Origin of the sequence: Saccharothrix sp. NRRL B-16348, from assembly GCF_001280085.1 — a bacterium.
In the GTDB taxonomy this organism is placed as follows: Bacteria; Actinomycetota; Actinomycetes; order Mycobacteriales; family Pseudonocardiaceae; genus Actinosynnema.
Genome location: NZ_LGED01000221.1, coordinates 46,982 through 69,578, shown reverse-complemented (window position 1 = coordinate 69,578; position 22,597 = coordinate 46,982). Strand labels below are relative to the sequence as shown.

Annotated in this window: 20 protein-coding genes; 10 read left to right on the top strand and 10 right to left on the bottom strand. The window is 70.3% G+C overall.

Features of this window, described 5'->3' with window-relative positions:
* Window positions 1-19 precede the first annotated feature (19 nt).
* On the bottom strand, window positions 20-871 hold the full coding sequence (locus ADK67_RS32090) for a trypsin-like serine protease (protein ID WP_053720301.1): 852 nt from the start codon (window positions 869-871) through the stop codon (window positions 20-22).
* Between the two features lie 164 nt (window positions 872-1,035).
* Here ADK67_RS32090 and ADK67_RS32085 point away from each other — a divergent pair, with 164 nt between their 5' ends.
* Complete coding sequence (locus tag ADK67_RS32085; protein WP_053720300.1) at window positions 1,036-2,286, top strand: MDR family MFS transporter; 1,251 nt, start codon at window positions 1,036-1,038, stop codon at window positions 2,284-2,286.
* A gap of 18 nt (window positions 2,287-2,304) precedes the next feature.
* On the opposite strand, the gene ADK67_RS32080 is transcribed toward ADK67_RS32085, so the two are convergent.
* Window positions 2,305-3,876 carry an MFS transporter gene (locus tag ADK67_RS32080; RefSeq protein WP_053720299.1) on the bottom strand — a complete coding sequence of 524 codons (1,572 nt, stop codon included), beginning with the start codon at window positions 3,874-3,876 and terminating at the stop codon, window positions 2,305-2,307.
* A gap of 104 nt (window positions 3,877-3,980) precedes the next feature.
* Between ADK67_RS32080 and ADK67_RS32075 the strand changes: the two genes are divergently transcribed.
* The 4 genes from ADK67_RS32075 to ADK67_RS32060 all read left to right on the top strand — a co-directional run bounded on the left by ADK67_RS32075 (window position 3,981) and on the right by ADK67_RS32060 (window position 7,487).
* A complete protein-coding gene (locus tag ADK67_RS32075; RefSeq protein WP_053720298.1) occupies window positions 3,981-4,586 on the top strand; it encodes a helix-turn-helix domain-containing protein in 606 nt (201 codons plus the stop codon).
* 107 nt (window positions 4,587-4,693) lie between these two features.
* Window positions 4,694-5,560 carry a class I SAM-dependent methyltransferase gene (locus ADK67_RS32070; protein ID WP_053720297.1) on the top strand — a complete coding sequence of 289 codons (867 nt, stop codon included), beginning with the start codon at window positions 4,694-4,696 and terminating at the stop codon, window positions 5,558-5,560.
* 179 nt (window positions 5,561-5,739) lie between these two features.
* Window positions 5,740-6,567: a DUF5995 family protein gene (locus ADK67_RS32065; RefSeq protein WP_053720296.1), complete on the top strand. Its 828-nt coding sequence runs from the start codon at window positions 5,740-5,742 to the stop codon at window positions 6,565-6,567.
* Between the two features lie 5 nt (window positions 6,568-6,572).
* Window positions 6,573-7,487, top strand: a complete 915-nt coding sequence (locus ADK67_RS32060) for a GNAT family N-acetyltransferase (protein WP_157620974.1) — start codon at window positions 6,573-6,575, stop codon at window positions 7,485-7,487.
* Between the two features lie 7 nt (window positions 7,488-7,494).
* On the opposite strand, the gene narI is transcribed toward ADK67_RS32060, so the two are convergent.
* The 7 genes from narI to ADK67_RS32025 form a co-directional block, all read right to left on the bottom strand.
* Window positions 7,495-8,220, bottom strand: coding sequence for a respiratory nitrate reductase subunit gamma (gene narI / locus ADK67_RS32055; RefSeq protein ID WP_053720294.1), 726 nt, complete (start codon window positions 8,218-8,220; stop codon window positions 7,495-7,497).
* The gene (gene narJ, locus ADK67_RS32050; RefSeq protein WP_053720293.1) at window positions 8,217-8,891 is read right to left on the bottom strand and encodes a nitrate reductase molybdenum cofactor assembly chaperone; all 675 of its coding nucleotides are present in this window, start codon (window positions 8,889-8,891) and stop codon (window positions 8,217-8,219) included. The genes narI and narJ overlap by 4 nt, the downstream gene beginning before the upstream one ends.
* Window positions 8,888-10,552 carry a nitrate reductase subunit beta gene (narH, locus tag ADK67_RS32045; protein WP_053720292.1) on the bottom strand — a complete coding sequence of 555 codons (1,665 nt, stop codon included), beginning with the start codon at window positions 10,550-10,552 and terminating at the stop codon, window positions 8,888-8,890. The genes narJ and narH overlap by 4 nt, the downstream gene beginning before the upstream one ends.
* Window positions 10,552-14,193 (bottom strand): nitrate reductase subunit alpha, encoded by a 3,642-nt coding sequence (locus ADK67_RS32040; RefSeq protein WP_053720343.1) that lies wholly within the window; start codon window positions 14,191-14,193, stop codon window positions 10,552-10,554. The genes narH and ADK67_RS32040 overlap by 1 nt, the downstream gene beginning before the upstream one ends.
* A gap of 384 nt (window positions 14,194-14,577) precedes the next feature.
* Window positions 14,578-15,342 (bottom strand): protein-L-isoaspartate O-methyltransferase family protein, encoded by a 765-nt coding sequence (locus tag ADK67_RS32035; RefSeq protein WP_053720291.1) that lies wholly within the window; start codon window positions 15,340-15,342, stop codon window positions 14,578-14,580.
* Window positions 15,343-15,709: 367 nt separating this feature from the next.
* Complete coding sequence (locus ADK67_RS32030; RefSeq protein ID WP_053720290.1) at window positions 15,710-16,369, bottom strand: phosphotransferase; 660 nt, start codon at window positions 16,367-16,369, stop codon at window positions 15,710-15,712.
* 78 nt (window positions 16,370-16,447) lie between these two features.
* Window positions 16,448-16,939, bottom strand: coding sequence for a hypothetical protein (locus ADK67_RS32025; RefSeq protein ID WP_053720289.1), 492 nt, complete (start codon window positions 16,937-16,939; stop codon window positions 16,448-16,450).
* Window positions 16,940-17,194: 255 nt separating this feature from the next.
* Between ADK67_RS32025 and ADK67_RS32020 the strand changes: the two genes are divergently transcribed.
* Together ADK67_RS32020 and ADK67_RS32015 are read left to right on the top strand one after the other, a co-directional pair.
* Window positions 17,195-17,596: a nuclear transport factor 2 family protein gene (locus ADK67_RS32020; RefSeq protein ID WP_053720288.1), complete on the top strand. Its 402-nt coding sequence runs from the start codon at window positions 17,195-17,197 to the stop codon at window positions 17,594-17,596.
* Between the two features lie 68 nt (window positions 17,597-17,664).
* On the top strand, window positions 17,665-18,033 hold the full coding sequence (locus ADK67_RS32015) for a winged helix-turn-helix transcriptional regulator (protein ID WP_053720287.1): 369 nt from the start codon (window positions 17,665-17,667) through the stop codon (window positions 18,031-18,033).
* A gap of 69 nt (window positions 18,034-18,102) precedes the next feature.
* On the opposite strand, the gene ADK67_RS32010 is transcribed toward ADK67_RS32015, so the two are convergent.
* Complete coding sequence (locus tag ADK67_RS32010; protein ID WP_053720286.1) at window positions 18,103-19,263, bottom strand: ROK family transcriptional regulator; 1,161 nt, start codon at window positions 19,261-19,263, stop codon at window positions 18,103-18,105.
* 191 nt (window positions 19,264-19,454) lie between these two features.
* Here ADK67_RS32010 and ADK67_RS32005 point away from each other — a divergent pair, with 191 nt between their 5' ends.
* Genes ADK67_RS32005 through ADK67_RS31995 form a run of 3 tightly spaced genes read left to right on the top strand, consistent with a single transcriptional unit; the run spans window position 19,455 to window position 22,583 of the window.
* Window positions 19,455-20,735 carry an ABC transporter substrate-binding protein gene (locus ADK67_RS32005; RefSeq protein WP_053720285.1) on the top strand — a complete coding sequence of 427 codons (1,281 nt, stop codon included), beginning with the start codon at window positions 19,455-19,457 and terminating at the stop codon, window positions 20,733-20,735.
* A 20-nt stretch (window positions 20,736-20,755) separates the two neighbouring features.
* Window positions 20,756-21,694, top strand: a complete 939-nt coding sequence (locus ADK67_RS32000; protein WP_053720284.1) for a carbohydrate ABC transporter permease — start codon at window positions 20,756-20,758, stop codon at window positions 21,692-21,694.
* A complete protein-coding gene (locus tag ADK67_RS31995; RefSeq protein WP_082404125.1) occupies window positions 21,681-22,583 on the top strand; it encodes a carbohydrate ABC transporter permease in 903 nt (300 codons plus the stop codon). Before ADK67_RS32000 ends, ADK67_RS31995 begins: the two co-directional genes overlap by 14 nt.
* Window positions 22,584-22,597 lie beyond the last annotated feature (14 nt).

The window sequence follows — 22,597 nt, the reverse complement described above, 5'->3', positions numbered from 1 at the left end:
CGATCGAGGTGCCTTCGCGTTACGGGAGGGCGACGTAGGGGGCGAGGAACGAGCGGGCCGACGGAGTGTCCATGCGGTACACGACGTTGGTCGCGTAGCAGGGGGCGTCCCCGGTGATCGTGGTCGCGACCAGGACGCGCTTGCCGTCGATCGTGGCGAAGTTCGGGCCGCCGGAGTCGCCGTAGCAGGCACCGCCGTTGCCCTGCGACTCGTTCATCGACAGCCGCAGCCAGGTGTTGTTGAGCGCGTTGAAGCCCAGCGGGGCCTTCATCCGCACGCCGCCGCCCGGGTGGGTGTGGCCGCCGGGGCCGGTCTGGGCTTCCTCCGTGCCGTAGCCGACGACGGTGTACTCGGTGGCGTCGAGCGCCCGCGGGCCCATCGCGTCGAGCTTGCCCGCGGTCGGCAGGGTGGCGGGCTTGAAGCTCCAGCGCGCCGCCACCTGCTTGGCGGGCAGCTCGACCACCGCGATGTCGTGCGAATCGGCGGAGTTGCCCGGGTAGGCCGGGTGGCCGTGGGCCGCGCCTTGCACGCCGACCGACGCCGCCTTCTGCGCCGGGGTTCCGGTCGCCGTGTCGAGCGCGGACTGCACGTCCTGGAGCAGCGAGACGTAGAACTTGACGTTCGACGGCCACCCGTCGACGCAGTGGGCCGCGGTGAGGAACGTGTCGGTGTCCACCATCGTGCCGCTGCACACCCAGTCGACGCGGTCCGGCGTGGCGGGGTTGTCGTCGTTGTCCCAGGTCGCGACCAGGGCGCCGACCTCGGTGCGCTCCGGTGCGGGTACGGCGTTGTAGGTGTTGATCGCGGAAGCGGGCGAAGCGGTCACGGCGGCCAGGGCGACGACTGCCGCGGCCACGGTTGCTGTGCGCATGTGCACTCCTTGCTCCGAGCGGCGTAGGTCCGGAATTCAACCCCTTCGAATGCCCAGGCGACACCGTGCGGCGGTGGTTCACAGATGCCAGGGAACGCCCGATCCGGATCCGGTAACGATTGTCATTTACACTGCCTGCCTGTGACACCTCGGAGAACGATCACATGACGGAGCTGATCACCGGGACGGTGGGGCGTTCCCGGAACCGAGGGCCGCGGCGCGAGCGGATCTGGAAGACCCTGCCCCCGCTGCTGCGCCTGCTGATCCTGACGCAACTCGCGTTCAACCTCGGCTTCTACGCCGTCCTGCCGTTCCTCTCCGAACACCTCGGCTCCCTCGGCATGGTCGGCTGGCTGGTCGGGCTGGTGCTGGGGCTGCGGACCTTCAGCCAGCAGGGCCTGTTCGTGCTGGGTGGCGCGCTCGTCGACCGCTACGGGGTCCGGCCGGTGGTGCTCGCCGGCTGCGCGCTGCGGATCGCCGGGTTCGCCTGGCTGGGGTTCGCCGAGCGGCCGGCGGCGGTCATCGGCGCGGTGCTGCTGATCGGCTTCGCCGCCGCGCTGTTCTCCCCGGCGGTCGAATCCGAGGTCGCCCGGCAGGCGGTGACCTGGGAGCAGGCCGGCACCGGGTCGCGGACCAGGGTGTTGGCCCTGTTCACGGTGGCGGGCCAGGCCGGGGCGTTCGTGGGCCCGCTCCTGGGCGCGCTGCTGCTCGCCGTGGACTTCCGCACCGTCTGCCTCGCCGGCGCCGCGGTCTTCGTCCTCGTCCTCGCCGGGCACGCGTGGCTGATGCCGCAGCACATCCCCGGCCGGACCCGGGTGTCCGGGCGGGGCGGCGTGCGGGCGATGCTGCGCAACCGCCGCTTCCTCGCCCTGTGCGGCGCGTACGGCGCCTACCTGCTGGCCTACAACCAGTTCTACCTCGCGTTGCCGGACGAGGTGGCGCGTGCGGCGGGCTCGCAGGCGCCCCTGGCGTGGCTGTTCGCGCTGTCCTCCCTGCTCGTCGTGTCCGCCCAACTGCCGGTCACCCGCTGGGCCGCGAACCGGCTGGACCTGCGCAGGTCGATGGTCATCGGGCTGCTGCTCATCTCCGTGGGCTTCGTCGTCGTCGCCGCCCGGCCGACCGCGTGGACGGGAGTCGCCGGACTCGCGCCGGCGGCGGGCTTCGTCGTGCTGCTCACCGTCGGCCAGATGCTGGTGGTCCCGACCGCCCGCGCGTGGGTTCCCGACCTCGCCGCAGAGGGCAGGCTCGGCCTCTACGTCGGCGCGCTGTCCTCGGTGTCCGGCTTGATCGTCCTCGTCGGCAGCGCGGCGACCGGCTCCCTGCTCGACTCGGGCCTTCCGCATGCCGTGCCCTGGCTCGTCCTCGCCGCGATCCCGGCGCTGGCCATCGTGCTGCTGCCTCGCGGCGAGGACTGAGCGGAGGGGGTCGGTCGATCAGCCGGCGGCGACGGTCTCGGGCTCGTCCACCGCCACGGGGACGGGGTTCTTCGGACCGCGCAAGGCGATGTAGACGAACAGCACGCCCATCACGGCGACGCCTGCCCACATGGCCTGCTGCCAGCCGTCCACGAAGGACTGCTGCGCGGCGTGGACGATCTGCGGCGCGTGCGAGCCGGTGCCGCCGGAGACCTCGACGGCGTTGGCGACGCCTTGGCGGGCGGTGTCCGCGGCGGCCTGGGGGACGCCGTGCAGCCGGTCGTCGATCGCGCTGCGGTAGCCGGCGGACAGGAGCGCGCCCAACACGGCGATGCCCAGCGCGGTGCCGAACTCGCGGGTGATGTCGTTGAGCGCGGAGGCGACGCCCTGCTTCGCACGCGGCAGGGAGGCGGTGATGGCCTCCGTGGACGGCGTCATGGACAGGCCCATGCCGATGCCCATCGCCAGCATGCCCGGCAGGATGGTCGGGTAGCCGCCCTCCGCGGAGACGAACAGCGCCATCAGCGCCAGGCCCACACCGGCCAAGGCGATGCCCACGGCCATGGTCGGGCGGGAACCGATGCGGGCGGCCATCCTCGGTGCCAGGCCGGAGGTCGCCATCATCATGACGGCCATCGGCATCATGGCCGCCGTCGACAGCAGTCCCGACCAGCCCAGCACCGCCTGGAAGAACGGGAACAGGACCACGGCGATGCCCGCCTGCACGCCGAAGACCGCCAGCAGCGTGATCGAACCGCCGGCCAGGCCACGCTCCCGGAACAGGCGCACGTCCAGCAGTGACGCGTCCCGGCGGCGCAGCTCCCAGACCACGAAGCCGATGCCGGCGACCAGGCCGACGGCGAGGCCGATCAGCGTCGCGGGTGCGGTCCAGCCCCGTTCGGGCCCTTCCTGCAGGGCGAAGATGAGGCCGATGACGGCGGCGGTGGAGACCAGCGCGCCCACGGTGTCGAACGAGTGGGCCGAGCGCTCACGGGAGTTGGGCACCGACGCCAGCGTCATGCCCAGGGCCACGACGACCAGCGCCACCGGCAGCGCGAAAAGCCAACGCCAGTCGGCGACGTCGACCAGGAGGGCGGAGAGGAACATGCCCAGGACGCCGCCACCACCGGCGACGCCGGTCCACACACCGATCGCCTTGCCGCGCTGCTCCTCGGGGAAGGTGGAGGTGATGACGGCGAGGGTGATCGGCATGATCATCGCGGCGCCGATGCCGCCCACCACCCGGGCTCCGATCATGATCTCGGCGGTCGGGGCCAGGCCCGCCGCGACGTTCGCGACGCCGAAAACACCCAGGCCGGTGATCAACACGGGCTTGCGGCCCAGGCGATCGCCGATCGCGCCGAGCGGCAGCAGCAGCGCGGCCAGGGCCAGGGTGTAGGTGTTGATGATCCACAGAACGGTGCTCTGCGAGGCCCCGAACTCGACCGCCATGTGGGTCTGGGCGACGTTCAGCCCGGTCACCGACGCGATGACGGCCATCAGCGCGACGGAGACGGCAATCAGGATGACGCGGAGCTGACGCGCGTCCGGTACGGCGGTGGCCGCCGGTGCGGACTGGTTCGTGCTCATGGATTCCTCTCAGAACGGCATGGGGGAGCGCGGCGTCGGACGCCGGGATGCGGGATGGTTTCGACGGTAAGCCCAAGTTGCTCGCAGGGCATACAATGTTGCGTATGACGCAAGAAGAAGGCGCGTTGGACGGCCTCGTGCGCAAACGCATCCGCGCCCTGCGGGTCGCCCAAGGCCTGTCCCTGGAGGAACTGGCCACCCGCGCCCACCTCAGCCAGTCCTCGCTGAGCCGCATCGAGAACGGTCAGCGCCGCCTGGCGCTGGACCAGCTCGTCACGCTGGCCCGCGCCCTGGACACCACCCTCGACCAGCTCGTCGAGAACGCCGCCGACGACGTCGTCATCAGCCCCATGGCCCACGGCGCCGACAGCCTGAGCTGGCCGGTGAAGGGCGACCCGGCGATGAGCGTCATGCGTCGGCGGCTGACCGAGCCGCCGCCCGACAACCCGTCCAGGATGCGCGCCCACCCGGGCCGTGAATGGCTGGTCGTGCTGTCCGGCACCGCGATCCTGATGCTGGGCCACCGCCGGTTCCGGATCGAGACCAACCAGGCCGCCGAGTTCCCGACGATGGTGCCGCACGCCATCGGCGCCGAGGGCCGCCCTTGCGAGATCCTGTTCATCTTCGACCGCGACGCCCGCCGCGGACATCGCGAGACCGACGATCGGCTCGGGAGCGGCGGCGGCGAGGCGCAAGGCACCGGTCCGTAGTCGCATCGGCCCGTCGCCCTTGCGCGCCCGGCAGTGCACAGGGCCAATCTCTTGCGTAATCCGCAAGACGATGTGCGTAATGCGCATGGCGGGCTTAGCGTGGCGGCATGGCGCAAACACACACCCACGGCGGCCACCACGAGCACGGCCACCAGCAACGCGACGCGGACCGCGACCAGGAGGAGATCCTCGACCTGGACGCGGACCTCCTCGCCGAGCACATCGCCGCCGTCACCGAGTGGCTGCCCCTGGAGAGCAGCCCGCGCCAGATCGTGGACCTGGCCTCCGGCACCGGAGCCGGCACCTTCACGCTCCTCGATCGCTTCCCCGAGGCGCACGTCACCGCCGTCGACGCCTCGCCCGGACACCTGCGACGACTGCGCGAGAAGGCAGACGCCCGCGGTGTGGGCGATCGAGTCCGGACCGTGCAGGCCGATCTCGACGACGCCACCTGGCCCGACCTCGGAACGCCCGACCTCGTGTGGGCGTCGGCCTCCCTGCACCACCTGGCCGACCCCGACCACGCCCTGCGCACCGTCCGCGACCTGCTCGCGCCCGACGGCCTGGTCGCCGTCGTCGAGCTCGCCGGCCTGCCCCGCTTCCTGCCCGCGGACGCCCCCGCCGACCGGCCCGGCCTGGAAGACCGCCTCCACACCGCGGCCGACCGCCTCCACGCCGAGCACGTGCCGCACCGCGGCGCCGACTGGGGGCCGATGCTGAGCGCCGCCGGCTTCACGGTCGCGGGCGAACTCACCGTCACCGTCGACGTCGACGGGTCCCGTGACGCCGCGGTCGGCCGCTACGCCCTGGTCGTGCTGCAGCGAATCCGCGTCGCTGTGGCCGCGGAACTCGCCGCGGCAGACCTCCTCGCGCTCGACCGGCTGCTCGACACCGGCGGCCCGCACAGCATCCTGCGCCGTGACGACCTCGCGCTGCGCACCGAGCGCACCGTCTGGGCCGCGCGCCGCGGCTGACGTGCCGGGGCGGGCTCGTCGAACCTGTGCAGCCGCACTCCCGGAGAACCGCAGGCGGGCCGTTGGTCCGACCGAGGTGAACTTCCGCCGAGCTGTATCTGGAGGTGTTGCCGCAGATCCTCTACGTCGGACCCGGTGAGCGCTGGGCCACGTGTGCCGCATTCTCCTCAGGAGTTCCCGTGACCGACTTCGACAGCATCGCCGCGCAACGGCCCGCCACCATCGAAGAGGCGATCCCCTGCATGCAGGTCGCGCTCCGCTACTTCCACGAGCGCAACGACTACCGGGCCGTGTTCCTGCGGGCGTACTACATCATCACGCTGAACGTGCACGCGGCCGTCCACCGGTACGGCGACTACAAGAACCCCATCTTCTTCGACGCCGACTGGGTCCGGGCGCAGGCCGGCCACTTCGCGTCGCTGTACTTCCGGTCGCTGACCACGTTCGACCGGGATCCGGAGTCCGAGCGCGCCTGGAAGGTCGCCCACCGGATGGCCGAGGACCGGACGTCCACGGTCCTGCAAGACCTGCTGCTCGGCCTGAACGCGCACATCAACTACGACCTCGCGTACGGCACGTTCCTCAACCTCAGGCAACACGGGGACGACGCCGGGCACCTGCTGCTTCCCCGCCGCAAGTTCGACCACGACCAGGTCAACAACATCCTGGTCCGCTCGGTCCCGCAGATCGCCGAGACGCTCACCCGCGACTACGGCGGCGGCATCACCCTGCTGCGCAAGACGCTGCGCGGCCTGGACATCGTGCTGAGCAGCACCGGCCTGAAGCACTACCGGGAACGCGTGTGGTGGTCCGCGATCTCGTACTTGACCACCGCGGACGAGGAAGAGGTCGGCCTGGTCCACCAGAAGCTCAACTGGGAGTCCGCCCAGTTGGCCAAGCTGATCGCCGACCAGAGCGCGTGGACCCTGCCCGTGCGCACGATCGGCCGTGCGATCCGCAAGGACGACTACAGCCGCATCACCCTGGAGAGCCCGGCGGCGGCGTGACGCGCGTGGACGAGCACGACCGACGACTGCGGAGCCTCGACCCACTGCTGCCGCGGGCACAGCCCCTGCCGGAGCCGGCGGAGGGGGAAATCGCGCTGAGCGTGCCGTCGGCGGCAGGGGTCTACCGGGTGCGGCGGCTGGAGCCGGACTCCCCGGAAGCCGATGAGCGGGCCGCCGAAGTGCACGTGCTGGAGGCCCGGGCGGCGGGACCGGATCCCGTCGCGGCGATGGCGGCGCTGCTGGATCGCTGGGAGGAGCACCTCCCGGCGAGCGAACCCGCGGATGACTCCGAGGCGCTGATCACGTGGCCCAGCCGCGACACGGCGTTGACGTCCACCTTCCTGTCCCACGGGCTGGTGCCGGGTTTGATCTTGGCCGCTCGACCAGCCGCTCGACCCGCCGGGCGCCCGGTACCGCCGGTGCCGGAGGGAGTGACCGTGCGTGCGCTGCGGGATGACGACTTGGCCGCGGCGGTCGGTCTCCAGCTTGAGTTGGCGCGGTGGAATCGACAGTTCGGCGGCAGGGCGCCACGACCCTCGACCGAGGCGAACTCACGCCGGATACTGGGCGCGAGACTCGCCTGGCCCACCTCGCCCTGGACGTGGGTGGCGGAGGTGGCCGGCGCGGTCACCGGCCTGATCGTGGTGATCCCGCCGGACCGGGCGGACTGGGTCGCCGGGTCGGTGGCGTCCGGCCCGGCCGCCTACGTGGGCTGCCTGGTGGTGGGCGCCGGGCATCGCGGCGACGGCGTCGGGGCCGCGCTCGTGGCGACGGCCCACGCCGCTCTGGACGACGCGGGTGTCGGGGTGACCTTGTTGCACTACTACGCCATGAACCCGCTGTCGACGCCGTTCTGGCACCGCTCCGGCTATCGGCCACTGTGGACCGAGTGGTCCCGCAGGCCCGCGGGTGTCCGATGAACGCGTCCTACTCGTGCTGGTCCCCCCACGCGCGGGCGTAGCGGTTGGCGTCGGGGCGTTGCGGGTCACGGCTGCGGTACACGACGTACGGCCGCACGAGGTAGCCGAGAGGGGCGCTGAACACGTGCACCAGGCGGGTGTACGGCCAGATGCCCAGCAGCACGAGCACGGTCACGTTGTGCACCTGGAAGCTGAGCGGCGTGCCCGTCATCAGCTCCGGCTGCGCGGAGAACGTGAACAGACCCCGGAACCACACCGACACCGAGGACCGGTAGTCGTAGCCGCCGCCGATCAGGTTCTCGCCCACGGTGTTGAACATCCCGGTGACGATCGCCGCCGCGAGGAACGCGTACATGACCTTGTCGCCCCGCGTGGTGGCCTTGCGCACCGCGGACACCGTGAACCGGCGGTACAGCAGGATCGCCACGCCCGCCACGGTGGCCGTGCCCGCCAACGTCCCCGCCGTCACGGAGACGAGGTGGTACATGCCCTCGGTGATCCCGACGAACTCGGTCCAGCTCTTCGGCACCAGCAGGCCCAGCACGTGGCCGCCGATCACGGCGAGCAGCCCGAAGTGGAACAGCGGACTGCCCAGGCGCAGCAGCCTGCTCTCGTGCATCTGCGAGGACCGGGTCGTCCAGCCGAACTGGTCGTGCCGGTACCGCCAGAGGTGCCCGACCAGGAACGAGGTCAGCGCGATGTACGGCAGGGCCAGCCACAGCAACGTGCTCATCGTCGTCCTCCCGATTCGGTGAGCAGGGCGGGGTCCATCGCGAACGGCTCCAACCCCACGTCCTCCTCGGGCGGCCCTTCCGCGGCCAGCGTCGCGATCTTGCGGAGGTCCGCGGCGCTCAGCTCCGGCAGCGTGGCGCACACCGCGTCCAGCACGGCCAGGTACGGCGACCCGCCGTCGGCGAGGGACAGCCGGATCATCTCCAGCACCGGGCGGTGCTCCACCAGCAGCCGCCGGCCGGCGACGGGATCGGCGGTCGCGGCGAACTCGAGCACGACCGCGAGGTGGTCGGGCAGTTCGTGCTCGCCCAGCTCCACACCGGCCGCGCGGTAGGCGTGCTTGAACCGCAGCAGCGCCATGCCGCGCTTGCGGGTGTCGCCGTAGGCGTAGTACGACAGGTGCAGGCAGTTGCGCTTGCGCAGGTCGAAGGTCTCGACGTAGTGCTGCGCGAGCGTGCCCCCCGTCGAGGACGCGGCGTGGTCGATGAACGACACCAGCGCGGGCCCGGCCGGCTCCGGGAGCGACACCGCCGCCGCACGCAGGTCGGGCAGCATGGCGGTCACCGCCGCGGTCGGGTAGTCGATCAGCAGCGCGGCGATCCGCCACACCAGCCGGCTGTCGCGTTCCGGTGCTTCCGCGACCTTCTTGTCCTTCTTGCGCAGCACGCTCATGCGATGGCCTCGGGTTCGTGCGCGGTGCCGGCGGCACCGTTGCCGGTAGCACCGTTGCCGGAGGAACCGTTGCCCGGGAACAGACCGTCGGTCCTGACCCCGTCCCAGTCGAGCAGGTTGATGCGCTTGGTCTTGTCGGTCGGGGCCGCGCCGTTGGTGTCGGTCAGCTGGAACTTCTCCGCCATCACGTCGAACGCGGTCATGCCGGGACCGCCGTCGCCGTCCAGGCTGCACCCGGTGGTCAGGGCCTCCAGCTTGTGCGCCTCGGACCCCGCGCCGCCGGGGATCACGTAACGGTCCTCGTACTTGGCGATGGCGAGCAGGCGGTACATCGACTCGATCTCGCCGGGCGCCAGCCGCACCGACTCGGCGATCGAGTCGTCCAGCTCCTCACCGAGGTTGACCTTGCGCATGTGGGCGCGCATCGCGGCCAGCCGCTGCAACGACGCCCGGACCGGTCCCACGTCACCGGCGGTGAACAGCTCGGCCAGGTACTCCACCGGGATGCGCAACGCGTCGATGGCGCCGAAGAGGTTGCCCACCGACTCGCCGTCGTGGCCGGTCTCGCTCAGCACGTCGACCACGGGCGACAGCGGCGGCACGTACCAGACCATCGGCATGGTGCGGTACTCCGGGTGCAGCGGCAGCGCCAGTTGGTAGTCCACGATGAGCCGGTACACCGGCGAGTTCTGCGCGGCCTCGATCCACTCACCGGAGATGCCCGCCCGCTCGGCCTCGGCGACCACGCGCGGGTCGTGCGGGTTGAGGAAGACGTCGAGCTGCGCGGGGTAGAGGTCCTTGTCGTCCTTGACCGACGCCGCCTCGGCCACCTTGTCCGCGTCGTACAGCAGCACGCCGATGTAGCGCAGCCTGCCGACGCACGTCTCGGAGCACACCGTCGGGATGCCCACCTCGACCCGCGGGTAGCAGAACGTGCACTTCTCCGCCTTGCCCGTCTTGTGGTTGAAGTAGATCTTCTTGTACGGGCACCCCGTGACGCACTGCCGCCAGCCGCGGCACTTGTCCTGGTCCACCAGCACGATGCCGTCCTCGGCGCGCTTGTAGATCGCACCGGACGGGCAGGACGCCGCGCACGACGGGTTGAGGCAGTGCTCGCAGATGCGGGGGAGGTAGAACATGAACGTCTGCTCGAACTCGAGCTTGACCTGCTCGGAGAGCTTGCCCAGCAACGGGTCCTTGCCGATCTGCGCCGGCCCGCCGCCCAGGTCGTCGTCCCAGTTGGCGCCCCACGTCACCTTCGTGTCCTCGCCGGTGATCGACGACTTCGGCTTGGCGGTGGGGGTGGTGTCCGACGGCGGGGCGGACAGCAGGTTCTGGTAGTCGTAGGTCCACGGCTCGTAGTAGTCCGCCACCGTGGGCATGTCAGGGTTGGCGAAGATGTTCAGCAGCCGCTTCAGCCGCGAGCCGGTGCGCAGGGTCAGCTTCCCGCGCTTGTTCAGCTCCCAGCCGCCCTTCCACTTCTCCTGGTCCTGGTACTGGCGCGGGTAGCCCTGCCCGGGCCGCGTCTCGACGTTGTTGAACCACGCGTACTCCACACCGCCGCGGTTCGTCCACGCCTGCTTGCAGGTGACGCTGCACGTGTGGCAGCCGATGCACTTGTCCAGGTTCATCACCATGGCGAGCTGTGCCATCACGCGCATCAGTACTGCACCTCCTGGCTGCGGCGGCGAATGGTCGTGACCTCGTCCCGCTGGTTGCCCGTGGGACCGTGGTAGTTGAGCGCGAACGACTGCTGGGCGTAGCCACCGATGAGGTGCGACGGCTTGATCATCAACCGGGTCAGCGCGTTGTGGATGCCGCCGCGCTTGCCGGTGGCCTCGGTGCGCGGCACGCCGACCGCCTTGTCCTGCGCGTGGTACATGAACACCGTGCCCTCGGGCATCCGGTGGGACACGATCGCGCGGGCCACCACGATCCCGTTCCGGTTGACCGCCTCGATCCAGTCGTTGTCCTCGACGCCGATCTTCGCGGCGTCCCGGTCGGACATCCAGATCGCCTGCCCACCGCGCGACAGCGTGAGCATGTGCAGGTTGTCCTGGTACGCCGAGTGGATCGACCACTTCGAGTGCGGGGTCAGGTACCGCACGGTCACCCCGCCGTTCGCCTCACCGTTCAGCGCGCCGACGGCCGGCTCGTCGAACAGCGCCGTCATGTCCAGCGGCGGCCGGAAGACCGGCAGCTGCTCGCCCAGCTCGAACATCCAGTCGTGGTCGAGGAAGAAGTGCTGGCGGCCGGTGAGCGTGTGCCAGGGCTTGAGCCGCTCGGTGTTGATCGTGAACGGGGAGTACCGCCTGCCGCCGGTCTCGCTGCCCGACCACTCCGGCGAGGTGATCACCGGCACCGGGCGGGCCTGCGTGTCGGGGAACGTGACCCGCTTGCCCTCGTTCTCCGCGGCCAGGTCGGCGAGCTGCGTGCCGGTCCGCCGTTCCAGGGCGCGGAACCCCTCCGTGGCCAGGCGGCCGTTGGTCGTGCCGGACAGCGCCAGGATCGCCTCCGCGGCGTGGGTGTCCTTGGCCAGCGACGGCCGGCCGGCCGCGACACCGGACAGGACCGTCCCGTTGGCGCCCTTGAGGTACTCCACCTCCTCGTCCGGGTGGACGGTGACGCCCTTGGTGGTCAGCCCGACCTGCTCGACCAGCGGTCCGAGGGCGGCCATCTTCTCGCCGATCGCCGGGTAGTCGCGCTCCACGACGACCAGCCGCGGCATGGTCTTGCCGGGGATCGGCTCGCACTCGCCGTTCTTCCAGTCCAGCACCTTCCCACCCGGCTGCGCGGTGGCGTCGATCGTGTCGTGGGTGAGCGCGACCGCCACGATGTCCTTGCGCTTGCCCAGGTGCTTCTCGGCCAACCACGAGAACCCGCGGGCGATGCGGTGGAACGCCTCGAAATCGGTCTTGGTCTCCCACGGCGGCGAGATCGCGGGCGAGAAGGCGTGCACGTAGGGGTGCATGTCGGTGGAGGACAGGTCGTGCTTCTCGTACCACGTCGCCGCGGGCAGCACGACGTCCGAGAACAACGTCGTCGACGTCATCCGGAAGTCCAGCGACAGCAGCAGGTCCAGCTTCCCGACCGGCGCCTCGTCGCGCCAGGTCACCTCCTCGGGCCGCACACCGTCGGAGTCCTTGGCCCGCAGGTTCGTGTCGGTGCCGAGCAGGTGCTTGAGGAAGTACTCGTTGCCCTTGGCCGACGAGCCGAGCAGGTTCGCCCGCCACACGGTGAGCACGCGCGGGAAGTTCTCCGGGGCGTCCGGGTCCTCGCAGGCGAACCGCAGGTGCCCGGACTTGAGCCCGTCCACCACGTGGTCGGCGGCGGGTTTGCCCAGCCGCTCCGCCTCGTCGGCCAGGTCGAGCGGGTTGCGGTTGAACGTCGGGTAGCTCGGCATCCACCCCAGGCGGGACGCGAGCGCGATGTTGTCGGCCGCGGTGCGACCGGCGAAGCGCCCGCTGCCCAGCGGCGAGGACATCACGTCCGAGGTGAACGGGTCGTAGCGCCACTGGTCGGTGGCCAGGTACCAGAAGATCGTGCCCTGCATGTGCCGGGGCGGGCGCTGCCAGTCCAGCCCGAACGCCAGCGTCGACCACCCGGTGATCGGGCGGCACTTCTCCTGGCCGACGTAGTGCGCCCACCCGCCGCCGTTGACGCCCTGGCAGCCGGTGAGCATGGTCAGCGTCAGGAACGAGCGGTAGATCTGGTCGGAGTGGAACCAGTGGTTGGTGCCCGCGCCCATGAGGATCATGGACCGGCCCTTCGAGCGCTCGGCGTTGTCGGCGAACTCCCGGCCGATCCGCTCGGCCGCGGCGGCCGGCACCCCGGTGATCCCCTCCTGCCAGGCGGGCGTGTAGGGCTGGGTGGCGTCGTCGTAGCCGCTGGGCCACTCGCCGGGCAGGTCGCCGCGGCGCACGCCGTACTGGGCGAGCAGCAGGTCGAACACCGTGGTCACCCGCCGACCCGCGATGATCCGCGTCGGCACGCCCCGGTGCAGCACGCCCGGCTCGCTGGTGTCGAACCGCGGCAGCGCGACGGTGACCGGGTCGTCGTCGCCCAGCGACAGCAGCGGGTCGACGTCGCCGAGGTCGAGGTTCCACTTGCCCTGGCCGGAGTCGGTGAACCGGTGGCCGAGCGACCCGGGCGGCACCACCGGCTTGCCGTGGGCGTCGAGGAGGACGGTCTTGGACTCCGCGCCCTCGCCGGTCTCGCCGAGGTCCGCGGCGGTGAGGAACTTCCCCGGCACGTGACCGTCCTCGGTCTCGGTCAGGGTGACCAGGAACGGCAGGTCGGTGTAGCGCTTGACGTAGTCGGTGAAGTACGGGGTGGTCTTCTCGACGAAGAACTCCCGCAGGATCACGTGGCCCATCGCCATGGCGAGCGCGGCGTCGGTGCCGGGGCGCGCGGGCAGCCACTCGTCGGCGAACTTGGTGTTGTCGGCGTAGTCCGGGGACACCACGACGACCTTCTGGCCCCGGTAGCGCGCCTCCGTCATGTAGTGCGCGTCGGGCGTGCGGGTGACCGGGACGTTCGAACCCCACATGATCAGGTAACCGGCGTCGAACCAGTCCGCCGACTCCGGCACGTCGGTCTGGTCGCCGAACACCTGCGGGCTCGCCACCGGCAGGTCGGCGTACCAGTCGTAGAAGCTCAGCATCGAGCCGCCGACCAGCGAGACGAACCGGGCGCCCGCCGCGTGGCTGACCATGGACATCGCCGGGATCGGCGAGAAGCCCGCGACCCGGTCCGGGCCGTAGCGCTTGATCGTGTGCACGTGCGCGGCGGCCACCATCTCGGCGGCCTCCCACCACTCGGCGCGCACGAAGCCGCCCATGCCGCGGGCGGCCTTGTACTTGCGGGACTTCTCCGGGTCCTCGACGATGTCGGCCCAGGCGAGCACCGGGTCCCTCAGCCGTTCCTTCGCCTCGCGGTAGTACTCCAGCAGCACGCCGCGCACGTACGGGTAGCGCACCCGGGCGGGGGAGTAGGTGTACCAGGAGAAGGACGCGCCGCGGGGGCAGCCGCGCGGCTCGTACTCCGGCTTGTCGGGCCCGATCGACGGGTAGTCGGTCTGCTGCGACTCCCAGGTGATCACGCCGTCCTTGACGTAGACCTTCCACGAGCAGGAGCCGGTGCAGTTCACCCCGTGGGTGGACCGCACCACCTTGTCGTAGGCCCACCGGTCCCGGTAGAACACGTCGGCGCCGCGTCCGCCGATCTGGTGCAGCGTGCGGCCGTCCGCGGAGGTCTCGCCGCGCTGGAAGTGCCTGGCCAGGCGCAGCAGCGAGTCGCCGATCTCGGAATCGGGCTTCGCACCGTCCGGACGAACGCTTCCGGCGGATGAATTCGACACGGCGATCACCTCCGAGGTAATAGTGAATCGCTAAATCGGCAGCCATCGTCAATGACCCTGCTGGGTCACCCTAGGGCGACGAAGGGGCGCCTACAAGAAAGGATTGAAATTCGCACGCTATCGTGTCGAGGGCGGTGAGCGGGACGTAACGTCGTGTTTACGGCAGCCCTGTTGCCCGTTTTCACGTGCTGGTCGGCCTACCTCGGTTCACCTGCGACGTTGTGCTCCCGTGCGCCCTGGGTGCGCCGTGCGTGGCGGGAGCCGTCCGGCGCGTTCGCACCCATCTTTAACATCCAAGTCACATCACGCTGGGTCGGGCGTGCGAAGTTACCGACCGGTCGGGACGGGTATGGGGTATTCCGGGCGGTCGAATTCGTCCGCCGCCAGCGCCCAGTCGTAATCCCGGGGAGACGTCCACATCGCGGGAGTGCCGATGGCGCCGTCACGATTGTTGCGAACCGCGAGCACCGGATGGGCGTCGGCGAGGTTCAGCGGAACCAGGAGCATCCCGTCCTCGTCGAGCTGGTCGAGCCAGGCGGGTGGCACCCGGTCGCCGGGGAAGGTGACGATCACCCGGTCGAACGGCGCCTGGCTCGGCACGCCGCGCTCGACGTCGCCGCACGCCACCGTGACGTCGGCCCGGCCCAGCCTGCGCATCGCCTGCTGGACGTCGTGCACCACGTCCAGCCGAGGGTCCAGGGAGAACACGCGGGTGCCGGTGATGGTCGCGATGAGCGCGGCGGTGTAGCCGTTGCCCGAGCCGATCTCCAGCACCCGGTGCCCCGGTCGCAGGTCGAGCGCCTCCAGCATCCGGGCGACCAGGCTCGGCCGTGCGGACGAGCACCGGGCCGTCGGTCCCGCCCCGGGTCGCCGAACGGGCAGCGGGACGTCCCGGTAGATCATGTCCAGCACCGCTTCGGACGGCGGCGCGTCCTGCACCACGTCGACGCGCGCCCCGGGCGAGGGGTAGAAGTGCGTCACGCACCGATCCCGTCTGACCGAGCGGAAGGCGCGTTCGACGGCGTCGGTCCGGATCGCCCCTTGCTCGCGCAACGCCTTCGCGTAGCCGGCCAAGCGGTCCGCCATCTCCATGGAAGTCTCCTTTGGCTCCACGGCACGGTTGTGGCCCGGCGTGCGCACGCGGTCTGGCCACGGCGGCGTCGGGCTGCGGATGAACTTCCTCCACCACAAGGGATGGCGCGTCGTCCGTTCGTGTGATCAAGAGTCGGCAGCGGTGCCGCCCGACGTCGATCATCCGGCCATCCGGGCCGATGGGGTGAAATCTTCCCGTCGGCCGGCCTGCGCGGTGCCGCCCACGGACAATCCCGGCATGCGACGGCGCCTGATGGGGAGTTGCGGCTGCTCGAGCCTGAAGTGCGTGCTTCGCCGGTCCCCGTTTCGGACTCCTGGATCCCGAGTTCACCGAGATGAAAGGAGGCGGCGGCACCAGGTGGTCCGGTCAGGAGTCCTTGGCGAGGACTTCGATCAGGGAAGCTGCCTGATCAAGCCGGTTGATCTCGGCCTCGCTCAGGTTCGGGTCGCCGCGCCGCGTCGACGTGGCCTCGGCCAACATCGCCAGCGGACCGGAGTGGGTGAGGAAGGCCGTGAGGAACGCGCGGGCCAGTCCGGCCAGGTCGCCCGCGTCGCCGACCGCCGTCTGCGCCAGGATGACCGCCGAGAGCGCGACGTCCAGTTCCGGTGGGCCCTCGGTGGTGTTGCGCCAGTCGATGACGACCGGGCCGCGTGCTGTGAGCACGACGTTGTCCGGGTGAAGGTCGCCGTGCAGCACGCGGGAGCGGGGGTCCGTTGACGTCCGCGGTGGCAGTGCGTGCAGGCGTGTCTGCAGACCGGCGAGTTGGCGAGCGCCGGCATGCGGGTCGAGCTGTCCGGTGGTCAGGGCTTGGAGCATGGTCGGTCCGTGGAGCCGTTCCAGCACCATGTCGGCGTGGTCGACCGAGTGGACGTGCGGAACGGGGTATCCGAGCGCCCCCAGATATCCCATGACCGCGGCCTCGGCTGTCGCGTCAACGCCGTCGCGATAGCGGCGCAGGACGCGGTGGACGTCGAGTGCGTAGACGTCCGCGTCACGGCCTGAGGCCATGGGGACCGGGCTGGTCATGTGGGGAACCACCCTCCGAGCTTGATCCAGTCGGCTCCACCGGCCGGTCGGGACAAGTCTGGCCTCGCGGCGGCGGGCTCAGTCCACCGGCTCCCAGACGACACCCAGTCTGGTCGCGGCCAGCACGGCGTTCACGGCCTCGTCGAACGAGAGTCCGGCGGGAGCTTGGAGGTGTTCGGCCAACCGGTCCGGCTCCGTGATCCGAACATCGCTGGCCGAGGTGGTCTCGTCCCACACGCGACTCGCGGCCAACCGGGCGCCCGCGATGGCGGTTGCCATTGCGAGGACGTACGACACACCGTTGCGCACCGGTGTGGCCGTGAGTCGGATTCCGCCGTCCTCCTCGTCCGGAAAGCCCGAGTCGATCACGTCGACGTCGGCCACCGCAGGGCCGGGCTCCCACATCACGAAGGTGGCGAACACCGACGTGGCATCGCCCGTACCGAGCTTCCGTCGCTGCTGCGCGTCGGGCAGTTCCGGAACCCGGGCCGGATACCCCTTCCGCAACTCGGCCTGCCCGACCACTGACAGCGCGATCCGGTGATCCTCCACCCGCAGCACGTCCGACATGACCCGCTCCGCCTCCGCCCGGAGGTCCCGAAGCGAAACAGGGCGTTCGAGCCGCACTTCCCACCCAGTGGTCACTTTGGCGCTTCTCCCTCGATCGGAACACCCAGGTGCCTTGCCCGGGAGTACCACCCAGCCGTCAGGGCCGGCAGGTGATATGACCTGGGTCACACTGGTGCGTTGGTTACCTTGAGGTGGCTGGTTACCAACGGTGAATGATGAGGTCCATCAGCCAGTCGTCTCGAGGAGATGTGCACAATGGACTCCAGCACCACGCTCGCCGTTGCCGGCAAGTACGCCGACGCGGTGGCCGCGAAGGACTTCGGCGCGGTTGCCGCGCTGTTCACCGAGGACGTCGTGTGGCACCAGCCGGGTGATCACCGACTGGCCGGCGCGCACGTCGGCGGTGACGCGGTCGCCCGGATGCTCGGCGCCCAGCTGGCCGCCACCAACGGCACGCTGGAGATCACGCCGACTGGTCCCACGATGGTCAACGGCGCGCTGTTCACCATCCCGGTCCACTTCAGCGCCCGGCGTGACGGCGCCGAGATGGCGATGGCCGGCGTCGACGTCTTCCGGGTCGAGAACGACCGGATCGCGGAGGTGTGGCTGTTCTCCGCCGACCAGGAGGCCGAGAACGCCTTCTGGGACGCAAACTGACACACGCCCGACCACAGCGACGGGCGACGACCAACTACCTCGACGTAGGCGAGGAACGGAGAGAGTCCATGGCCCAGCTCCCGGCGTTCGACGTGCTCACCGCGACCTGCCCGTCCCGCACGTCACTGGCCCGCATCGCCAACAAGTGGACGGCCATGGTGGTGATCGCCCTCAGCGGCGGCCGGTTGCGCTTCGGCGACCTGCGCACGGCGGTCGACGGGATCAGCGGCAAAGTGCTCACCGACACCCTGCGGGACCTGGAGCGCGACGGACTCGTCACCCGACACGTCCACGCCGAGATGCCACCCAGGGTCGAGTACGAACTCACCACCCTCGGACGCACCCTGCACGCACCCCTCCAGGCGCTGGGCCGCTGGGCCGAGGAGCACATCGAAGAAGTGCTCGCCGCCCGCGAGACCTACGACACCCGCCGCTGATCTCGGAAGTCCGGTGTCGGGAGGCGACGAACTCCGGCGAGCGGGAATTCGGGGTGTCGGCGCTGGGGTTCAGGCGGTTCGCGGGGGAAGGGCGGCGAGCACGGTGCGCTGGATGGCCACGGCGGCGGCGCCGCGGGCCCAGAGCGTCGGGTCGTCGTTGATGAAGCGCAGGTCGATCGGGGACGCCTCGGCGTGGCGGGCTTGGGTGATGCCCGCCCGCACGCGTGCCTCGGCGACCTGGGCGAGCCGGATGCCCTCACCGGTGAGGATGATCCGCTCGGGCTGGGCGATGTTGGCGACGGCCGCGATCAGCGTGCCGAACGCGTGGGCGGCCCGGCCGACGATCTGGTCGGCGACCTGGTCACCGGCCTCGGCCAGGTCGAGCACCTCGTCGTAAGTCACGGGCCGGCCCAGGGTCAGGGCGGCCTGCGACTGGATGGCGTCGGTGGTGAGGAGCGCTTTCACGCAGCCGCGGTGCCCCTCGGGGCAGGACGGGCCGAGCGGGTCGATGGGGAAGTGGCCGAGCAGGCCGAGGCCGGAGTCCGGACCGCTGACGAGGTGGTCGTGGACGACCAGGCCGCCGCCGACGCCCGCGCCGATGGTGAGCACGGCGAAGCTCTGTACGTCGCGCCCGTCGCCGAACCAGTGCTCGGCCTCCATCAGGGCGTCGAGGTCGTTGGACACCACCGCCGGCCTGCCGGTGGCCCTCGCGACCGCCGCGCCCAGGTCGACCTCGCCCCAGTGCAGGAACACCGCCCGCTGCACGCGCGAGAAGTCCCGGACCACGGCGCCGATGCCGATGCCGATCGCGGCGACCGGACGTGCCCGGTCGTCCAGCTCGTCGACCAGTTCGGCGATCCTGGCCACGACCGCTTCCGGGCTCTGGTCGGTGATCTCGGCGGTGGCGCTGCCGAGGATGTCGGCGCGCAGGTTCGTCAGCACGCCGTAGGCGCGGAACCCGGCGAGCTTGATGCCGATGAACCGCTGCACGTCCGGGTCGACGTCCAACGGCTGCAGCGGCCGACCGCCACCGCGCAGGCTCGGTGTCTCCACCTCGCGCAGCAGGCCCGCGTCCATCAACGGCTTGGTCAGCCGGGTGAGGCTCGCCGTCGACAGGCCCAGGCGGTCCGCCAGCTCCGAGCGGGCCAGCGGGCCGTGGAGCAGCACCTCCAGCGTCACGCGGCGGGCGGAGGGCAGCAGGGGTGCCCAGGGTGAGGCGGCGTCGAGCACCGTGCGCTCCTCGTCGAGGTCGGGGGTAACCGGAACGCAATAGTACCGCGACGAAACTACCTGACAAGACCCCTTGCGTGACGAAAACGTGACTAGCTGCGGGTTGACGCGTTACAGTGCCGTCACCCTTAATGTTGCGACAAAGAAAACCTCGGTAGGCGACGCCGCCGTCGCGACTCTGGAGGATCGACATGCGCAAGCACCCCCTACGGCTGGCCACCGCGGTGGCCGCCGCCTTGGCGCTGGTGATGACCGGGTGTTCGAGCGGAGGTGACTCCGGTGACCCGAACACGCTCAAGGTGTGGTGGTGGGAGACCGATGACAGCGCGCTGTCGGCCGCCTGGAAGCAGGCCGTCTCGATCTTCGAGGCCGAGCACCCCGGCGTCACGGTCAAGCAGGAGCTCAAGACCTACGAGCAGATGCAGCAGTCCGGCCAGCTGATCCTGGACTCCGACGACACCCCGGACGTGCTGGAGTACCTCAAGGGCAACGCCACCGCCGGCGTCGTGGCGAAGGCCGGCCTGCTCACCGACCTGACCGACGTCGCCAAGACCCGCGGCTGGAAGCTCGACAACACCGCCCAGGACGTCGGCCTGTACGACGACAACGGGCTCATGGGGTCGGGCAAGCGGTACGGCATCACGAACTACGGCGAGTACGTCGGCGTCTGGTACAACCAGGACCTGTTCGCCCGGCACGACGTGCGGGTGCCGACCACGTTGGCCGAGTTCGAGAACGCGCTGAAGGCGTTCGCGGACAAGGGCGTCACGCCGCTCGCGCTCGGCTCCGCCGACTACCCCGGCCCGCACCTGCTGTACTCGCTGGCGCTGGCCCACATGACCGAGCGGTCCGTGGCCGCCTACCAGCGGTTCGAGGGCGAGGCGGACTGGTCGGCGTGGGAGAAGGCCGCCACCACCATGCGCCAGTGGGTGGAGCAGAAGTACATCAGCACCGACTCCACCGGCATCCCGGCGCAGGACGCGGGCAACGCGTTCATCGCGGGCCAGTACCCGATGTTCGTCTCCGGCACGTGGTGGTCCGGGCAGATCGCCGAGCAGCCCACGTTCAAGACGGGCCAGTTCCTCTTCCCCGGCAACGAGCTGCACCCCGGCTCCGGCGGCAACCTGTGGGTCGTGCCGGCGAAGGCCAAGAACAAGGACCTCGCCTATGACTTCCTGGAGATCACCCAGCGGCCCGAGGTGCAGAACTTCCTGGCGGACAAGGGCGGCGTGCCGGTCGCGGCCGAGCCCGGTTCGGCGAGTTCCGCGATGGGCCTGCTGGTCGGCGACCGGTTCACCGAGCTGCTGTCCGGCGAGAACGGCGGCCTGGCCTGGTACCCCGACTGGCCGGTGGCCGGGCTGAACGACGTGCTGCTGGCCAACACCACGAACCTCGTCGGCGGTGACGCGAGCCCGCGGCAGGTGGTCGAGGCGATCAAGGCCGCCTACGACGCCGGCAAGCCGTCCGCGTAACCGCCCGGGAAAGGATCGCCATGTCCTCGCTCACCGCCGTGCGGCGCAGGAGCACGTCCGAACGCCGCAGCGGCTACTGGTGGTACATCCTGCCCGGCGCGGTCGGGTTCCTCGCCGTCGTCGCCGTGCCGTTCGGGATGAACCTCTGGTACAGCCTCACGTCGTTCAGGGGTGTCGGCGACCCGGTGTTCATCGGGTTCGAGAACTACCAGCGGCTGCTGGGCGACCCGCTGTTCTGGGCCTCGTTCCGGCACAGCGTGGCGTTCATCGTGGCCATGGCGATCCTCCCGACCGCCATCGGGGTGGTGGTCGCGGCCGTGCTGTTCAACTTCATCTCGCCGAAGTTCGGGTCGAAGGTCGCGAGCTTCCTGCGCGCCACCTACTACCTGCCGCAGATCCTGCCGATCGCGGTCGCGGGCGTGCTGTGGAAGTGGATGTACCAACCGCAGTACGGGATCATCAACACCACCCTGCGCGACCTCGGGCTCGACGGCCTGGCGCAGAACTGGCTCGGCGACTCCGACCTCGCCATCTACGCGGTGATGAACGTCCTGGTCTGGCTCCAGATCGGCTACACCGTCGTGGTGTTCATGGCCGGGCTGTCCCGGGTGGACCCGGCGCTGTACGAGGCCGCCGAGCTGGACGGCGCGACCTGGCTGCAGCAGTTCCGCACCATCACGCTCAACCAGCTGCGGCCGGAGATCGCGGTCGTGCTGATCACCACGTCGGTGGCCGCGCTGAAGGTGTTCGCGCCGATCTTCGTGCTCACCCGCGGCGGCCCCGGCACCAGCACGATCGTGCCCGCCTACTTCTCGTTCTCCAACTTCTTCACCACCACGAAAGTGGGCTACGGCGCCGCGGTGGCGTCCGTGCTGGCCCTGATGATCTCGGTCGTCGCGGTGGTGCTGCTGCGCTACCAGACCCGCAACTCCGAAGGGTTCGAAGATGGCCGTGGATAGCCTGGAGCAGACGGCCGTGAGCCCGGCAACGCCTCCCGCGCCCGTCGTGCGCAAGGTCAAGCGCCGCAAGCGCGGCGTCAGCGGCTGGGTGGTGCTCGCCCTGGTCGCCGCTGTCGGCCTGCTGATGCTGTTCCCGTTCTGGATCGCGATCATCAACGCGTTCAAGCCCGCGCCCGACTACATCGCCAACGGCCCCGTCTCGCTGCCCACCGAGCTCGACTTCTCCGCCCTGGTCGACTTCTGGGGCGGCGTGGACTTCAACCGCAAGCTGCTCAACAGCGTCGTGATCAGCGGCAGCGTGGCCCTGATCGCGGTGGCGCTGAGCCTGCTGTCGGCGTTCGCGATCGGCATCGGCCGGATCCGCGGCCGGGTGTGGATCCTCGCGCTGTTCATGCTGGCGTTCACCATCCCGCAGGAAGCGCTGGTGTACCCGCTGTTCGTGCTCACCCGCGACCTCGGGCTCTACGACACGATGACCGGCGTCGTCATCATCCTGGCCGTGCTCCAGAGCGCGTTCGGCACCTACATGCTGTCCTCGGTGCTGGGCACCTTCCCGCCCGAGGTGCTGGAAGCCGCACGGCTCGACGGCGCCTCCCGCTTCCAGGTGCTCCGGCTCGTCGTCCTGCCGCTGACCCGGCCGACGATGGCGGTGCTGATGACGTTCTTCTTCATCTGGACCTGGAACGACTTCTTCCTGCCCCTGGTGCTGCTGCCCTCGGCGGACAACCAGACCGTGTCGGTCGCGCTGGGCGCGTTGAGCGGCCAGTACACCAGCGACCCCACCGCCCTGGCCGCCGCGTCGCTGGCAGGCATCCTGCCCGCACTCGTGTTCTTCCTGCTCTTCCAGCGCACGCTCATGCGCGGTGTGAACCTCGGCGCGGTCAAATAACTCCCCACGAAGGA

Bases quoted from the DNA above. Each gene is read 5' to 3' on its own strand.
- ADK67_RS32090 (WP_053720301.1), bottom strand. From the start codon at position 871: ATGCGCACAGCAACCGTGGCCGCGGCAGTCGTCGCCCTGGCCGCCGTG.
- ADK67_RS32085 (WP_053720300.1), top strand. From the start codon at position 1,036: ATGACGGAGCTGATCACCGGGACGGTGGGGCGTTCCCGGAACCGAGGG.
- ADK67_RS32080 (WP_053720299.1), bottom strand. From the start codon at position 3,876: ATGAGCACGAACCAGTCCGCACCGGCGGCCACCGCCGTACCGGACGCG.
- ADK67_RS32075 (WP_053720298.1), top strand. From the start codon at position 3,981: ATGACGCAAGAAGAAGGCGCGTTGGACGGCCTCGTGCGCAAACGCATC.
- ADK67_RS32070 (WP_053720297.1), top strand. From the start codon at position 4,694: ATGGCGCAAACACACACCCACGGCGGCCACCACGAGCACGGCCACCAG.
- narI (WP_053720294.1), bottom strand. From the start codon at position 8,220: ATGAGCACGTTGCTGTGGCTGGCCCTGCCGTACATCGCGCTGACCTCG.
- narJ (WP_053720293.1), bottom strand. From the start codon at position 8,891: ATGAGCGTGCTGCGCAAGAAGGACAAGAAGGTCGCGGAAGCACCGGAA.
- narH (WP_053720292.1), bottom strand. From the start codon at position 10,552: ATGCGCGTGATGGCACAGCTCGCCATGGTGATGAACCTGGACAAGTGC.
- ADK67_RS32035 (WP_053720291.1), bottom strand. From the start codon at position 15,342: ATGGAGATGGCGGACCGCTTGGCCGGCTACGCGAAGGCGTTGCGCGAG.
- ADK67_RS32030 (WP_053720290.1), bottom strand. From the start codon at position 16,369: ATGACCAGCCCGGTCCCCATGGCCTCAGGCCGTGACGCGGACGTCTAC.
- ADK67_RS32025 (WP_053720289.1), bottom strand. From the start codon at position 16,939: ATGTCGGACGTGCTGCGGGTGGAGGATCACCGGATCGCGCTGTCAGTG.
- ADK67_RS32020 (WP_053720288.1), top strand. From the start codon at position 17,195: ATGGACTCCAGCACCACGCTCGCCGTTGCCGGCAAGTACGCCGACGCG.
- ADK67_RS32015 (WP_053720287.1), top strand. From the start codon at position 17,665: ATGGCCCAGCTCCCGGCGTTCGACGTGCTCACCGCGACCTGCCCGTCC.
- ADK67_RS32005 (WP_053720285.1), top strand. From the start codon at position 19,455: ATGCGCAAGCACCCCCTACGGCTGGCCACCGCGGTGGCCGCCGCCTTG.
- ADK67_RS32000 (WP_053720284.1), top strand. From the start codon at position 20,756: ATGTCCTCGCTCACCGCCGTGCGGCGCAGGAGCACGTCCGAACGCCGC.
- ADK67_RS31995 (WP_082404125.1), top strand. From the start codon at position 21,681: ATGGCCGTGGATAGCCTGGAGCAGACGGCCGTGAGCCCGGCAACGCCT.